The 14,458-nt window shown below is 64.0% G+C and carries 17 protein-coding genes; 3 read left to right on the forward strand and 14 right to left on the reverse strand.

The window, feature by feature from the left end:
- The 9 genes from Q0C42_RS19770 to Q0C42_RS19810 form a co-directional block, all read right to left on the reverse strand.
- Positions 1–704: AAA family ATPase (locus Q0C42_RS19770; protein WP_295080171.1), on the reverse strand; the 704-nt coding region annotated here is incomplete at its 3' end.
- A 57-nt stretch (positions 705–761) separates the two neighbouring features.
- Complete coding sequence (locus tag Q0C42_RS19775) at positions 762–2,900, reverse strand: transposase domain-containing protein (RefSeq protein ID WP_295080174.1); 2,139 nt, start codon at positions 2,898–2,900, stop codon at positions 762–764.
- Positions 2,897–3,760 (reverse strand): ParB N-terminal domain-containing protein, encoded by an 864-nt coding sequence (locus Q0C42_RS19780; RefSeq protein WP_295080177.1) that lies wholly within the window; start codon positions 3,758–3,760, stop codon positions 2,897–2,899. The genes Q0C42_RS19775 and Q0C42_RS19780 overlap by 4 nt, the downstream gene beginning before the upstream one ends.
- A 17-nt stretch (positions 3,761–3,777) precedes the next feature.
- Positions 3,778–4,035, reverse strand: coding sequence for a hypothetical protein (locus tag Q0C42_RS19785; protein WP_295080180.1), 258 nt, complete (start codon positions 4,033–4,035; stop codon positions 3,778–3,780).
- Positions 4,032–4,355 (reverse strand): hypothetical protein, encoded by a 324-nt coding sequence (locus Q0C42_RS19790; protein ID WP_295080183.1) that lies wholly within the window; start codon positions 4,353–4,355, stop codon positions 4,032–4,034. Before Q0C42_RS19790 ends, Q0C42_RS19785 begins: the two co-directional genes overlap by 4 nt.
- Entirely contained in the window at positions 4,355–4,585 is a 231-nt protein-coding gene (locus Q0C42_RS19795) for a hypothetical protein (RefSeq protein ID WP_295080186.1), read from the reverse strand. Before Q0C42_RS19795 ends, Q0C42_RS19790 begins: the two co-directional genes overlap by 1 nt.
- Complete coding sequence (locus tag Q0C42_RS19800) at positions 4,582–4,866, reverse strand: hypothetical protein (RefSeq protein ID WP_295080189.1); 285 nt, start codon at positions 4,864–4,866, stop codon at positions 4,582–4,584. The genes Q0C42_RS19795 and Q0C42_RS19800 overlap by 4 nt, the downstream gene beginning before the upstream one ends.
- Positions 4,866–4,997 carry a hypothetical protein gene (locus tag Q0C42_RS19805; RefSeq protein WP_295080192.1) on the reverse strand — a complete coding sequence of 44 codons (132 nt, stop codon included), beginning with the start codon at positions 4,995–4,997 and terminating at the stop codon, positions 4,866–4,868. The genes Q0C42_RS19800 and Q0C42_RS19805 overlap by 1 nt, the downstream gene beginning before the upstream one ends.
- Positions 4,998–5,041: 44 nt before the next feature.
- Positions 5,042–5,287, reverse strand: a complete 246-nt coding sequence (locus Q0C42_RS19810) for a hypothetical protein (RefSeq protein ID WP_295080195.1) — start codon at positions 5,285–5,287, stop codon at positions 5,042–5,044.
- Between the two features lie 88 nt (positions 5,288–5,375).
- On the opposite strand from Q0C42_RS19810, the gene Q0C42_RS19815 reads away from it, so the two are divergent.
- Together Q0C42_RS19815 and Q0C42_RS19820 are read left to right on the forward strand one after the other, a co-directional pair.
- Entirely contained in the window at positions 5,376–6,035 is a 660-nt protein-coding gene (locus Q0C42_RS19815; protein ID WP_295080198.1) for a hypothetical protein, read from the forward strand.
- Positions 6,025–6,516, forward strand: coding sequence for a heavy metal-binding domain-containing protein (locus tag Q0C42_RS19820; RefSeq protein WP_295080201.1), 492 nt, complete (start codon positions 6,025–6,027; stop codon positions 6,514–6,516). The genes Q0C42_RS19815 and Q0C42_RS19820 overlap by 11 nt, the downstream gene beginning before the upstream one ends.
- Here the strand turns inward: Q0C42_RS19820 and Q0C42_RS19825 are convergent.
- From Q0C42_RS19825 to trpS, 3 genes are all read right to left on the reverse strand, one after another.
- Complete coding sequence (locus Q0C42_RS19825) at positions 6,513–6,812, reverse strand: hypothetical protein (RefSeq protein WP_295080203.1); 300 nt, start codon at positions 6,810–6,812, stop codon at positions 6,513–6,515. The two genes, Q0C42_RS19820 and Q0C42_RS19825, sit on opposite strands and share 4 nt — an antisense overlap.
- A 442-nt stretch (positions 6,813–7,254) precedes the next feature.
- On the reverse strand, positions 7,255–7,965 hold the full coding sequence (locus Q0C42_RS19830; RefSeq protein ID WP_295080205.1) for a hypothetical protein: 711 nt from the start codon (positions 7,963–7,965) through the stop codon (positions 7,255–7,257).
- A gap of 359 nt (positions 7,966–8,324) precedes the next feature.
- Positions 8,325–9,377, reverse strand: a complete 1,053-nt coding sequence (gene trpS / locus Q0C42_RS19835; protein WP_295080208.1) for a tryptophan--tRNA ligase — start codon at positions 9,375–9,377, stop codon at positions 8,325–8,327.
- Between the two features lie 96 nt (positions 9,378–9,473).
- Here trpS and Q0C42_RS19840 point away from each other — a divergent pair, with 96 nt between their 5' ends.
- Entirely contained in the window at positions 9,474–10,160 is a 687-nt protein-coding gene (locus Q0C42_RS19840) for a rhomboid family intramembrane serine protease (protein ID WP_295080211.1), read from the forward strand.
- Here the strand turns inward: Q0C42_RS19840 and murJ are convergent.
- Together murJ and Q0C42_RS19850 are read right to left on the reverse strand one after the other, a co-directional pair.
- Positions 10,151–11,692 carry a murein biosynthesis integral membrane protein MurJ gene (gene murJ / locus Q0C42_RS19845; protein WP_295080213.1) on the reverse strand — a complete coding sequence of 514 codons (1,542 nt, stop codon included), beginning with the start codon at positions 11,690–11,692 and terminating at the stop codon, positions 10,151–10,153. The two genes, Q0C42_RS19840 and murJ, sit on opposite strands and share 10 nt — an antisense overlap.
- The gene (locus tag Q0C42_RS19850; RefSeq protein ID WP_295080500.1) at positions 11,689–14,400 is read right to left on the reverse strand and encodes a [protein-PII] uridylyltransferase; all 2,712 of its coding nucleotides are present in this window, start codon (positions 14,398–14,400) and stop codon (positions 11,689–11,691) included. The genes murJ and Q0C42_RS19850 overlap by 4 nt, the downstream gene beginning before the upstream one ends.
- Positions 14,401–14,458 lie beyond the last annotated feature (58 nt).

The raw sequence follows: 14,458 nt of genomic DNA on the forward strand, positions 1-14,458 counted from the left end.
GTGTGGAAAGTGCCTGTCCAGTCGGCCACCGTCACCCGGCGCAGGTCACGCGCGGCGGCGAACTCTGCGATCGAGGCAAGATTGGTCGAGATGTACCGCATCGATGCCTGGGAGGCGGTAAGCAGCTTCTGGCGCAGCTCGGGCACGATCTCGACGCCTGGGGCGTAGACCTTCACCAGGTGGCCCACGTCATCCAACGTGGCGTCCTCGGCCTCGACCCAGGCCAACATGCGGCCGTGGACCCGTTCCCATGCTTGCAGGCGCTGCGGCAGAAGCTCCTCTCCCATCAAGATCACTGGAGCGCCGGACTTGTCATGCAGATGCCGGACCGCCTCAATGGTCTTGGTCGACAGGATGTGGTCCGCCTCGTCGATGATCAGCGGCCGACCGGTGACAGCCAACTCCTGCGCGGCCTGATCGAACAGATCCGGTATCAGCCGCTTGGGCCGCAGTCCCAGTTCTGTCACGATCATCTCGAGAAGCTTCTTCAGCCCACCGAAGGGCAGCGCCTCGACGTGGCAGGCGTTCATCGTGTTGGTGCAGTAGATCCCGGCGGTCGTCTTCCCGCGACCCGCCTTTCCGTAAAAGCAGCCCAGGCCGGGGAGACCCGGACCCCGGTTCTGCGCACGGTCCACCAGCGCCACCAGACGCGTGACGTTCGCCAAAGGCGCGACCGTGTTGTAAAGTTCCCCTTTGTCTGTCATTTTTTCCCTCTGCTCACTATCGCCGTCGGGGGTCTTGACCGCCCCCGGCGGCATCCCTCATCCGAAAATCGCGTCCCCGAAGTCGTCCCAGATCAGGCGCTCTGACCGGTATTCCGAGGTGTTCTGGAAGACCGAGAGCCAGCGCTCCTGGTCCCGCGTGACGGGTTCCCCCGACTCCAGTTTCCGTTCGATGTCCAAGGCCCGCTTAAAGCGGTCCCGTGCTGTCTCCTCGGCGGCGGGGGCAGGTTTGCCCGCTCGCGCGGCGTCAAGATTGGCGACCACGCCCGCCTGAATGCGCTCGAATGTGCCTTGGTCGATGGGCGGTGACCCGCTGGGCCGAGCAGGGGTCTCCGGTAACGGCTTGCCGAACTGGGCACGGACAACCTTGGCCTCGGGCTTTGGCGCGGGCGCGGTCGACATGGCGTCGATGGTCATCCCCAGCTGCATGGCGCTCAGGGTGCGATGTGCCTCGACTTCGGCCTTCTGCGCCTTTAGCCAGGCTCCGCGGGCACGGGCATGGATGCGCGCTTCGTCCATATCGAAGAAGCCGACCTTCAAGCGGCAGTCAGCATGACCGAGATAGGCCCCGTCCTGGGCGTAGATGTGGACACCGGACCAAAGGTCAGCCGGGTCGAAGCGGATCACCACGCGGTGCCCGGCAAACTCGGTCAGCCACGGCTCCCAGAACTCGTTGCCCTGGAACCGGACCATGCCGCTCTTGGCATCGGCCCGCAGACCCTCGGCCCCGAGAAGCCACAGACGGCGCTGCGCTTCGGTGGCCTTGCGGATCGGCGCAGTGGCGTAGCTTTCGTCGAAGACTGCATTGAAGGACCGCCCGAAGGCCACTTCCGACCGGCGGTTCTCGCGGGCGTTGTGCTCTTCGATTCCCTCGGACACCACCTTCAGGAACTCTTCCAGATCGACCGCGCGCGACCCGTAATTCTCCGGCTTCGCCATGACAGTGTTGCCGGTGTAAGCGCCAGCCAGGCGCGGGTCCTTGGCGATCGACTGGCACATGTCGCGGAAGGCTCGTTCGATGGGCTTGGACTGGCCGCTATAGGGCGTGGCCCAGTGGATCGTGCAGCCAAGGGCCGTGAAGAGGCCCGGAATGTCGTCCTCCTTGACCTTGAAGCGGAACCGGGTCGCGGCACCGCCTGTGATGGCCTTGGCCGCGAACTCGCGCCCGTTGTCCAGCAGCACATGCTCAGGGATGCCCCAGGCCTCGATCATGTCGCCCGCGCAAAGCATGACGGCGGTCGAGTTCGGCGTCTGGTCGATGCGCCACGCAAGGATGCGGCCGGAATAGATGTCCTGGAAGGCTACCATCTGCGGGCGGGTCACCAGCCCCGGCTCTCCGCCGACCGAGGGCCAGCGGATGAAGACGTCGAACTTGTGGAAGTCGGCGTTCACCGCCTGCAGCGCATGAAGGCAGGTCTTGTCGCGCACTTGGCTCGGGAACAGACGCTTGACCGCATCGACACCCTGACGCGCGAGGACCTGAGTGACCCGGCTCACCTGTGCGTCCAGGTGCCGCCGCATCGTCCGCTCGGGCAGGATGTCGAGGCCCTTCTCCTTGGCCAGCCGCGTGGCGCGGCGGTAGCAGTCGGTGAAGGGTGGCGCTTCCAGCCGCAGATAGTCGGACTTCAGGACCTCGAAGAACTCCGGGCTGCATTCCTTGGCCCGCGGGCGCTTTTCGGCGGCTCGGTTGCGCGGTGCCAGATAGGCCAGCCGGTCGTGGGCGGAGATGCCCTCGATCATCTGGAACCAGGACCAGATGGTCCGGGCCCCGTGGCCGTCCATTTGCGCGATCTGGGCAACGGCCAGGAAGCGTCCGATGGCAGGCTCCAGCGCCTCGACCTTCTGGATCACCAGAAGGCGCGCCTTGGCCTTCACCTTGACGGACTGCGGCAGGGCCTCGTACCAGGACCAGACCTCGTCTCGGGCCTTCGCTACGGCGACCTTGGGCGCAACAGCCTGCTTGATCAGCGCCTGCTGGGCCCGGTTCGGGAACAGCTTCCAACTGTATTCCCAGCCACCGCCCTTGCCGGACCGGCGGCGGGCAAACTTGGGCGCTCCGCGCCAGTTCAGGCGGTCGGCAAGGGCATCGACGCCCTGCCGGGTCTTGGGCAGATCGGGCAGACCACTGTCCGCAATCTGCGCAGGCGTCCACCATTCCTGGGAAGGGGTGAGGGTCACTTCCCGTCCCCTTCTTTATCGAGATACTTGATCAAGGAATCGCCCTTGTTCTCGGCCTCCCAGATTTCGTGCCTGTGGTTGATCAGGAACCGCTTCTTCGCTGCCACTGGCGCGCGAGCCCAGGCCTTTGAGAGCGCGACGTATGCCTCTTCAACGGGGTCTTTAACGGGGGGCGTTCCGTCCATCTCCAGCCGGTGCGAACGCCAGGCATCGGCGGCTGACTTCGCGCCGTTCGACATACGAATGCAGACCTGCGACCGCTCACGCCCATCCCCAATCTTTGCCAGCGCCTGAAGGTCGGTCAGCCGGATCGGTGCCTTCGAGGCGCGAAGCCAGCGCAGTTCGTCCCGCGACAGTGCCGTGCCGATCTCGATCATCCGACGTACATGGCGGTCTGACAGTCCGAACTTTTCGGCAGTTGTGGCAGCGAAGGATCGAACGGACATTATGTCCGTTTGATTTTGGAACTCGACGCTCTTCCTGTCGCCGCCATGCTTGGCTTCCGGGTGCAGCCGCTCGTAGACGGCTTTTCGCTCGGCCAGGAAAACGGCGGTGTCCAGCGGGCCCATTTCGGCCCCGGCCAGGTTGTCGTCGATCTCCATCAGACGCGACCAGTCGTCGGTCACGTCGGCCCAGACCTTCGCCTCGATCTCGGTCCAGCCCAGCCGGCGCGCGGCTTCCAGGCGGTGCGCGCCTGCGATCAGGACCAGGATCCCCCCCTTCTTGCGGCGGACGTGGATAGCGTCCTTCATCACACCGGTCTCGGCGATCGATGCCTTTAGTGCCTCGACACCGGCTTCGCTCACCGGGCGCAAGCGATTGCGGTCTTCGATCTCTGCAACCGGCACAAGGCCGGTCATCTGCAATGTCGGGGACTTCATGTCAGGTCAGGTGCCTTCGTCATGGTGTAGTAGAAGCGCCAGCCCTCGCCGTTCGGGGCTGCGCGCCGCTCGCAGGTGATCTCGGCGCCGTGGGTCCGCAGTTCGGCCACGCAGGCGTTGACTGCCATCACCCGGGCCTTCCGCACGATGTCGCGCGTGGTTCTGGGCCTTCCGTCCTCCAGCAGCTGCAGCACTCTACGAAGCCGAGGGCTGGTCAGTGGCGCCGCATGAATGCTGCCGGTGGCGCGGCTCATCTCGGCCGTCCATTCCGCGGGGCAACCGCATGAGGATTGTATTCTCCGCCGCCCCTGCGGCAGGTGTCGCAAAGACGGTTGTGGATGCCCTCGCTCTGGAACTGACGCTGACAGCAAAGGCAGGAACGAACCGTCTTGCGAGCGCGCTCGTCGTCTTCCTTCTGGCGCCGGCCCACGGTCGATGCGGCCTCGCAAAGCGTGGTGTACTGGCCGTAGATCGAACCGTCCGGGCGCAGGACAAGAAAGCAGTCTTCACTCCGCCGGTAGTGCCTCCACTTGGCCAGACCGGGCTTCGAGAACTTGATGTTGTCGATGCCCATCACTTCCGCTCCCGCTTCGACAGCAGCAGCGTGATCCGGCCCAGCTCCTGGCTTTCGCGCAGGCGAGACAGGCAGGCGAAGATGGCGTCGACCGACCGGGAGTAGCGGACGGTGGCGTCGTCCCGGTTTGCTTGTCCGGCAAAGGGGCTCTTCATGGCTGCCTCGGCAACCTGGGCCTCGTTCAGATGACCGATCATCTCGGTCCAGTCCTGGGGAACAGGGCTGCTCATGCCGCGCCCTCCACGAACCCGGCAAGGCACTTCTGCAGCTCGCGCTGGTACCGGGCAAACCCTGGGTCGAGGATCAGCCCCAGAAGCTTCTCTTCCGCTTCAGTCAGCCGCTTCACTGCGAGGTATTCTCCGGCCTCGGACAGGGTCTCGTCCTGGACGGCGATGCCCGCCTCATGGCGCTCGTCGATGGCAGCAAGCATCGCGATGATCCGGTCGCGCTCGACCGCGGCCTGCTTCTTGATGGCTGCGCTCAAATCGAAGGTCACAAGATCGCCCGGCATCAGCGCCCCCCACCGAAGAAGGTGCCAAGGAAGAAGACGAGCGGGATCAGGCTGAAGAGGAAGACGACGCCAATGACGTCGCCCGCCCAATGGTCGTCCAGCCGCCGACAGGCGGTCAGTAGCTTGCGCATGGGGGTGCTCCAGGTTGGGGGACGGGTAGGAGATGGGCCAGCCATCAAGCGGCCCTCTTGGACTTGGCTGGACGCGAGATGTCCTTCGGCCAGGCAAGGTCGTCGGGCCAGTTGTCTGCGAACCACTGCATCGCTCTATCGGCAGTGCTCGTCCGGCAATCCGCGCCATTCAGGAGCCTTCTGAAAAAGTCGCCCTTTCCGAAGATGCGAACCGAGATCGCCCAATGGCTGCGCCCGATGTGCTCGCAGAGCTGGCTTTGCAAAGTGAGAATTTTGACGCGCTGATCCATACGCGCGATTTAGCCACTACAGGCCATACCTGTCAAGCCACTACTGGCCATACTTTTAACTTTAGCCATTACAGGCTAGATTCCCGCGATGGACGCGATTCTGGACGTCATAGATGCGGCTCTGAAGCGGAAGGGCCTGACCGACGCGGCAGCTTCAAAGCTGGCTGTCGGACACCCTTCACTGCTGAAGAACCTACGTATGCCGCGCGAGGGCGAGAAGCGGTACAACCTGCCGTCCCTGATGCGACTGGCTGAGGTACTTGATCTCGAGTTCTACTTTGGCCCCAAGAGGCCCACCGAGGTTACACCGGGAATAGTGACCAACCACGGGCCCGATGATGACGCCCCTTCAGGCTTTCTCACGATCCCTTGGGCGGAAATCAGGCCTGGCAGCGCCCCTGTGGCCTTCGCTAGAGCTTGGCTTGACAGTCACGACCTTGTTCCTGACCACCTCCTCGCTGCACTGCCCGATGTCGTTGAACTGGAGGGCCCGACGGTCCAGGACACGCTCGCGCTACTGGATACCAGGCACGCGCTCCGGAAGGGCCACGGGATCTGGTGTCTTCGGTCAAGCGGCAAGATCAAGGTCGCAAATGTCACCTTTGCCGGCAGCGTCACCGTGGTGCACACAGCACATTCCGGCGACGAGCCGCAGGTGATCGACGGGCCACCCGGCGGCTCCCTGAGCATCCTCGGCAAGGTCGTCTGGCTCGGTCAAAGCATTCCATTCAAAGGTAATGTTCGGTGAGGGATTGATGGCTGTTTGCAATGTCTGCGGCTCGACGGTGCCGTTTTACAACGTGGTGGGTGGTGTCTGTTCAGATTGCGTGCACAAGCGCGAGCGCGCCACAGCCGAAGCTGTCCGCGAAACGGAAATCAGCGAGGACGATCTCGGTCAGATCCTACTCTCGACCGAGGCGTCGCCAGACCTCCAGGTAGCTGAGCGCATCGACATCATCAGCGCTGAGTTCGCAGTGGGCATGGGCCTGCTGACCGATATCTTTAATGCTTGGCGCGATGTCTTCGGTGGCCGTTCCAAGTCTTACCAGAACGCCCTGAAGGACGCCCGAAGGGCCGTTTTGCGCGAGCTGCGCCGCGAGGCTTATGCCGTCGGAGCCAACGCCGTTCTAGGCGTCAGCCTCGACTACAGCGAGATCTCTGGCGGCGGGAAGTCGATGCTGTTCCTGGTCGCCACAGGCACTGCCGTTCGACTGGCCCCCGGCCGTTAGGTGCGCTTCGCGGCGAGCTTTCTTTCCAGTGCTTTAAGGTCGGCACCGGTCGGCTCCTGCAGCTGAGGAACCACTGCTTCCAACACTGGAGCAGTCGAAACGTCCGCCTGTCCAGCGTGCGATGGAGACGGTCCGAGCTTCTCACCGATCTCCGCAAGGCTCCAGAACAGCGCTGCCACGAAGAGGCATGGCACTGCTGAAGACGCGAGGATAAAGTCGCCATTTCCCATTCCAACCAGTGCGCCCAGGACTGCAAGACCCACTGCCGCCGTAGCCGCCAGCTTCGCTACCTTCATTCTAACCTCCCAAAAACCAGTTGCATGTTCGCTGCCGTCACAAGAGCAGCCATTATTCCGCGTTTCGCCCATTTATCAGTATGTTACCTGCAACATGCAACTAGCATCGGTAACTCGCACTTCGATTTGCATGTTCCGACCGCCTCGGTCTCGGGCTTCTGGCCTGCAATCGGCACAGCAATTGCACTCCAACCCTTGTTTTACAGTGGTTTAAACAACTGCCTTGGGCACTCCGCTTACTAGCGGTAGACAGCGCAAAGAGGGCGTCCCGAAGCCCATAACGGCAATTTGTGCTGACAATGGCATCGCCACCCGGCATCGCCGTCACTACGCGTTAACGCCCTGTTCTTCCGGCGCTTTCTCGGCTGTTCCCACTTGTTACCACCTCCTCCCGCTTCTTGCAGGATCAAGTGTCAACGCTCATTCGGTTTGGCGACCGCGCTTATGCCGGGTGGTCGGGCGGTGGCGGCAAGGCCTGGGCGAAGGCGCGGATCTCTTGCAGAACATGATCCGGACTGTGGCGCGTGAACGTCTTGAAGATCGTTTCGACCTTTATCCCCGGCAGCTCGATCTTGCGCAGAAAGCCATCCGGACGCTGGATTGCCCAGGATTGCAGGCCCCGGCCATGCAGCCAGCGCGCGTATCGCACATCAACGAACTTCTGACTGCCCGCCATGAAATCGGACGGGGCCACATTCCGGCCGAGCGCGAGGACGGTTCCGGTCCCCAGCTGATGCACCCGCGTCGAGGTGGCAAGCGGCTCATCGCATTGATAGGTGGTCCTGCCGCGGATCAGCGGGCCCTGGTCGGGGTGGTAGATCGTGCCGTGCAGGCCGACCACCACCCGGTCCAGGTCCAAACCGTCGCCGATGTGTCTAAGCGTGGTCACATGCATCGGGTGGTACAGCAGGTCGTCATCCGCCATGACAACCAGATCGTCCGAAGCAACCTTTAAGGCAAACTTGCCCACATCCTTCAGGTCCTCTGACGGAATCCACGGGGTGACGTTCCGGAAGGCCGTCAGGAAAGCAGGAACTTCGGTGAATTCGTTGAGGCAAAGGAATACCTGATCGACCTGCGGTGCGATGGTCGCAAGGGCTTGCTCCAGCATCTGCAGCCGGGGCGGATAGGTGGCGATATGAGCGCGGATCATGGAGCGTTGGAAAGCATGACGGGCACAAGCCAAAGCCCCCGCGCGTCGCGGTCGGAGGCGTGGATCGGGAAAGACCTTTGCCCGGTGCGCTATAGATCTGCTCTGGTCAACAGGAAACCCCTTCTTTGCCACCAGATGGTCGGTGCATAGCCGGGCATTCGTCAAGCTACGCGACATCGAAGGCAAAAAAGCCCCTGTGCGGGGGGCACAGGGGCATGTCGGGAACGGTCCTGACCCTCAGGGGACAGCTGGCCGGACCGGGCGATGGGGACAGATCGCATCTCCGAACACCCTCACCCTAGGCAACCGATGAATCCGCAATGTGACAGGCACTGTCAGAGACTGCGGAAACCTGTGGATCATTTCCGCCGCGAACGGATCATGCCGGTGATGTCGTAGACCTGCTCCAGGATCGGCCTTGCAAGGGCGTCGGCGCGGTCAGCCCCGTCGGCCAGGATGCGGTCGATCTCGGCCGGGTCAGCCATCAGGCGGTTCATCTCGGCGGTGATGGGCGAAAGCTTGGCCACCGCAAGATCGGCCAGCGCGGGCTTGAAGATGCCGAACTGGGCGCCCGCGAAATCCTGGACGACCTGGTCGACGGAATGGCCGGACAGGGCGGCGTAGATGTTGACCAGGTTCCGCGCCTCCGGTCGGTCCTTCAGGCCCTCGACGCTGTCCGGCAGTGGTTCGGGGTCGGTCTTGGCCTTGCGGATCTTGGCGGCGATGGCGTCGGCGTCGTCCGTGAGGTTGATGCGCGACTGATCGGACGGATCGGACTTCGACATCTTCTTGGTACCGTCGCGCAGCGACATGACGCGGGTGGCCGCACCTTCGATCAGCGGATCGACCACCGGGAAGAAGTCCACCCCGTAGTCGTTGTTGAACTTGATCGCGATGTCGCGGGTCAGCTCCAGGTGCTGCTTCTGGTCTTCGCCCACCGGGACCATCGTGGCGTGGTACGCAAGGATGTCGGCGGCCATCAGCGCAGGGTAGGCATATAGCCCCAGCGAGACGTTCTCGGAGTTCTTGCCCGCCTTGTCCTTGAACTGGGTCATGCGGCTCATCCAGCCCATGCGCGCGACGCAGTTGAAGATCCAGCCCAGTTCCGCATGGGCGCTGACCTGGGACTGGTTGAACAGGATGGACCGCTGCGGGTCGATGCCCGCCGCGATGAAGGCGGCTGCCCCCTCGCGCGTGGCGTGGCGCAGCTTGGCGGGGTCCTGCCACGTGGTGATCGCATGCATGTCGACCAGGCAGTAGATCGTCTCGATCCCCTCGTCCTGCTTTTCGACGAAGCGTTTCAGCGCGCCAAGGTAGTTGCCCAGCGTGATCCCGCCCGAGGGCTGGATGCCCGAAAAGATGCGGGGTTTGAAGGATGTCGGCGTTTGGACCGCCGAAGCCGGGGAGGACATGGTTTGGCTCCGTCTGGATTAAGCTTGCGAACCCGCGTAATCCAAGGGGCAACAGGCGTCAATCAGGGCGCGTTGCAGGATACAGGCAGGACAGGCATGGATCAGGACCCGAACGCACCCCCCTTGAACCCGCTGCCGCCGGTCGTCTGGATCCTGGCCCTGCCCTTGATCGCGATGGAGCTGGTGCTGACCCTGGCCGAACGCGGTCTGGTCGGTGGCGCGCAAGGAATCAGCTGGCGGCTGCAGGCGGTTGAACGCTTTGGGCTGTTTCCCGAGCTTCTCAAGTATCAAGCGGCGAACGGCGGCCAGCCGCTGGACGAACTGCATCGGCTGGTCAGCTACGTTCTGGTGCACGGCAGCTTCACCCATGCGCTGTTTGCCGTGGTGATGTTGCTGGCGCTTGGCAAGATGGTCGCCGAGGTCTTCCGCTGGTGGGGCGTCGTGGTGGTGTTCCTTGGATCGGCGGCAGTGGCGGCCGCGGCCTATGGGTTGCTGGTCCCCGACCGGGTGCAGCTGATCGGCAGCTTTCCGGCAGTCTACGGGCTGATCGGGGCGTTCACCTTCTTGATCTGGACCAATCTTGCCCGCGTCGGTGCGAACAAGTTCCGTGCTTTCAGCCTGATCGGGGCGCTGCTGTTTGTGCAGCTGGTGTTCGGGCTCTTGTTCGGGGCCGGCTGGGACTGGGTCGCCGACATCGCGGGCTTTGCGGCCGGGTTCCTGCTGTCCTTCGTCGTCGCACCCGGCGGGTTCCGGCGGGTGCTGGACCAGATGCGTCAGCGCTGACGGCGAAGCGCCTTCAGATCGGAGAGGCGTACCGCCTTCAATCCGAAGGCGGCGATGGCGTAAGTCACCATGCCAAGCGCGATCAGCAGGACCAGGGCCAGCACGCGGTAGGCCCGCGCCTCCAGCATCGGTTGCAGCAGGCTCCAACCGCCCCAAAGTGCCGCTCCCATCAGGGCAGAGGCCAGGGCGATCCGCCAGAAGCGCGACAGGAACCGGGCGTCGAAGCGGGTTTCCTCACCCAGCCGCCGCGCGCCCCACCAGAGTTGTGCGACCATGACCCAGGCGGACAGCGTGGTGGCCCAGGCGGCGGCAGAGAAGCCGATCCAGGGCATCAGGCCGAAGGCGAGGGCCGCGTTCAGAACCATCGATGCGACGGCATACTGGAACGGCCGTTTCGTATCCTCGCGGGCATAGAACAGGGGTTGCAGGGCCTTCTGCAGGACAAAGGCCGGCAGGCCGAGGCCATAGATCGCCAGCGCAAGCGCTGTGGCGGCGGTGTCTTCCGGTCCGAAGGCGCCGCGCTGGTACAGGACCTCGGTGATCGGCAGCGCGATGACTACCAGCGCTACGGCGGCGGGGAGGGTCAGGAGCAGCGCGAATTCGGTGCCACGGTTGAACGCCTCACGCCCGCCCGCGCTGTCACCGGCCTGCAGGCGGCGGGAAAGCTCGGGGAGAAGGACGGTGCCGACGGCGATGGCGACGACCCCAAGGGGCAGCTGGTACAGGCGGTCGGCATAGACGAGCCACGAGATGGCACCCTCGGTCCCTGACGCGACCTGCCGCGAGACGAGAAGGTTGATCTGCACGACCCCGCCGACCAGCAGCGCGGGACCCATCGTGACCATCAGGCGACGGAAGTCCGGCGTCAGGCGCGGCAGTCGCAGGCGGGGGATGAACCCGATCCGGCGGGCGGCGTAAAGCGTCCAGCCCAGTTGCGCGATGCCGGTGATGGGCGTCGTCCAAGCCAGCGTTTTCCCCATGTCCCAGCCGTAATAGTGGGCCAGCATCATCGCGACGATGAAGACCACGTTCATCAGGACCGGGACGGCCCCGGCCTCGGCAAAGTGGCCGTGGGCGTTCAGGATGCCGGAGAGAAGCGCAAAGAGCGAGATGAAGCCGATGTAGACAAAGGTGATCCGGCCGAAATCGACGGCCATGTCGAAGCGTCCGTCCCCGACGAAGCCCGAAGCCATCGCCCAGACGAGAAGCGGCATGGCAAGCGTGCCAAGCAGCGTGAAGATCAGCAGGAACGCAGTCAGCCCGGAGAAGGCGTTCTGCGCGAAGTCCTCGGCATCTTCTCCGGCTTCCAGTTTCTTGGAATAGAGCGGCACGAAGGCCTGGTTGAACGCGCCTTCTGCAAAGAAGCGGCGAAACATGTTGGGCAGCGAAAAGGCCACGTTGAAGGCGTCCGCCACCGGCCCCGCGCCCAGGTAGGCGGCCATCATCAACTCGCGCACCAGACCCGCGCCGCGCGACACGAGTGTCCAGCCGCCCAGCGTCACGATGTTGCGGATCATGCCGCGAGAGCTCATGCGATGGCCCTTTCGGCCCCTTCGACGATGGCTTGGCGCAGCTTCTTCTCCAGTGCTTCCTGGCGGTGCTTCTGGTGCAGCTTCAGGCCGAACATGTCCTTGACGTAGAAGGTGTCGACCACCTGCGCGCCATAGGTCGCGATCACGGCGCTGGCGATGTAGATGTTGTTCGTGGCCAGCGTGCGGGTGAGGTCATAAAGCAAGCCGGGCCGGTCGCGCGTGTCCACCTCGATGATGGTGTAGATGTCCGACCCTTCGTTGTCGAACATGATGTGGGTCGGGAAGCGGAACTCACGTTCACGCTTCTTGATCTTGTCGCGGTCCTTCAGCGCCTCGCGGGCAAGGACCTCGCCCTTCAGGGTCTTGTCGATCATCCCCCGCAGGCGCGGCAGGCGCGAAACTTCGTAAGGGTGGCCCTCGATGTCCTGGACCCAGAAGACGGCGGTCGCGTAGCCGTCCTTCGAGGTATAGGTCCGCGCGTCCACGACGTTCGCGCCGACCAGTGCCAGGGCCCCCGCAAGACGGCTGAAGATGCCGGGGTGGTCGGCCAGGGCAAAGCAGGCGCGGGTCGCGTCGCGGTCGGGATCGGGGTGCAGGTCGATGCGGATTTCGTCATCGCCAAGGCCTTGGAGAAGCCGGGCAAAGACCTCGTGGGTGTCGGTGGACAGGCCTTGCCAGTAGGGCGCGTAGTGGCGCGTCGTCTCATGCTCCAGCGCGGCGGCGTCCCAGCCGGACAGGCGCTCGCGCAGGGCAAGCGTGGCGTCGGCCTGCCGGTTCTCGCGGTTCAGGGTTTCAAGCCCGCCTTCCAGTGCGTCGGCGGTCTGCTTGTAAAGCTGCCGCAGCAGCATGGCCTTCCAGTTGTTCCAGGTGCCCGGCCCCACGCCGCGGATGTCGCAGACGGTCAGCACGGTCAGCAGGTCAAGCCGCTTGCGGGTGCGGACCGCCTTGGCAAAGTCGCGTACCGTCCTGGGGTCGCCGATGTCGCGCTTCTGCGCCATGTCGGACATCAGAAGGTGATAGCGCACCAGCCATTCGACCGTCTCGCATTCCTCGGCATCCAGACCCAGCCGCGGGGCCACCCGGCGGGATATCTGTGCGCCGAGGATGGAGTGATCCTCGGGCCTACCTTTGCCGATGTCATGCAGAAGCAGCGCCACGTACAGCACCCGCCGGTTCACGCCATCCTTCAGGATCGAGGAAGACAAAGGCAAATCCTCGACCAGTTCGCCGCGTTCGATCTGGGCCAGGCAACTGATGGTCTGGATGATGTGCTCGTCGACCGTGTAGTGGTGGTAGACGTTGAACTGCATCATCGCGACGATGGCTTCAAATTCGGGAATGAAGGCCGACAGCACGCCCAGCTCGTTCATCCGGCGGAGCGAACGTTCGGGGTTTCCGTGCTTCAGCAGCAGGTCCAGGAAGATGCGCTGCGCCTCGGGGTCCTCGCGCATTTCGTCGTCGATGAGGTCGAGGTTCGAGGTCACGATCCGCATGACGTTGGGGTGCAGCAGATATTTGGTCCGCAGGCCTTCCTCGAAAACGCGAAGGAGGTTCAGCTTGTCCGCCAGAAACGCCTTCGGATCGACGACATCGATGCGCCCCTGCACCAGCTTGTAACCGGCCTTCACCCGCTTGGTCAGCTTGAAGATGCCGAACAGGCTGGCTTCCCGCTTGGCGTGGCGGGCTTCCAGCTCGGTCAGGAAGATGCGGGTAAGTTCGCCGACGCGGGTGGCAAGGCGGAAGTAGTCCTGCATGAAATGCTCGACCGCGCGCCGTCCCGCCGTGTCGCGGTACCCCATCCGGGCGGCGACCTCGACCTGCTGGTCGAAGGTCAGCGTGTCCGTCGGTCTGCCGGTGATGTAATGGAGGTGACAGCGCACGGCCCAGAGAAAATCCTCGGCGCGGGCGAAACTGTCGAATTCCTCGCGCGACAGGAGGCCCGCCCCGACCAGCCCCTCGGCAGACGGCACGCGGTGCAGATACTTGCCGATCCAGTACAGCGTCTGCAGATCGCGCAGCCCGCCTTTCCCCTCTTTGACGTTCGGTTCCAGCACGTAGCGCTGGCCACCCTGGCGCTTGTGGCGTTCCGCCCGCTCGGCCAGTTTCGCCTCGATGAATTCCGGGCCGGAGTTCCGGAAGAGTTCGCCCCAGAGCCGGGCCTCGAGCTCTTCGGCCAGCGGGCGGTGGCCGCAGATGAACCGGTGCTCCAGAAGGGCGGTGCGGATGGTGATGTCGTCACGTCCAAGCCGCAGGCAGTCCTTCACTGTCCGACTGGAATGGCCGACCTTCAGCTTCAGGTCCCACAGCATGTAAAGCATCGTCTCGATGACGCTTTCAGCCCAGGGCGTGATCTTCCAGGGCGTCAGGAACAGAAGGTCGACGTCGGACTGCGGAGCCATCTCGGCGCGCCCGTATCCGCCGACGCCAAGGACGGCAATGCGCTCGGATTCGGTCGGGTTGGCCAGTGGGTGAAGCCGCATTGCCGCGGCCAGAGTGACCTGCACCAGGACATCGGTCAGTGCCGCCTGGGCATAGATCAGCGCCCTGGCCTCGCCCGGAGCGGCGCGGAAGGCGGCCTCGAACTTGGCCGCAGCCTCCGCTTTTGCAGCCTGCAAATGGCCGACCACCACGGCGCGCGCCGATTTGTGATCGGCGGCCCCCCTCAAGGCGTTCAGCACCAAGGCGGTCAGCCGGTCGACATCCGGCACAGGATAAGAGGTCCCGACCGCCAGCGGCGCAACCGGGACCTCGGTAGCAGTGTCCACG

It is taken from the genome of Tabrizicola sp., from assembly GCF_022842145.1.
In the GTDB taxonomy this organism is placed as follows: Bacteria; Pseudomonadota; Alphaproteobacteria; order Rhodobacterales; family Rhodobacteraceae; genus Tabrizicola.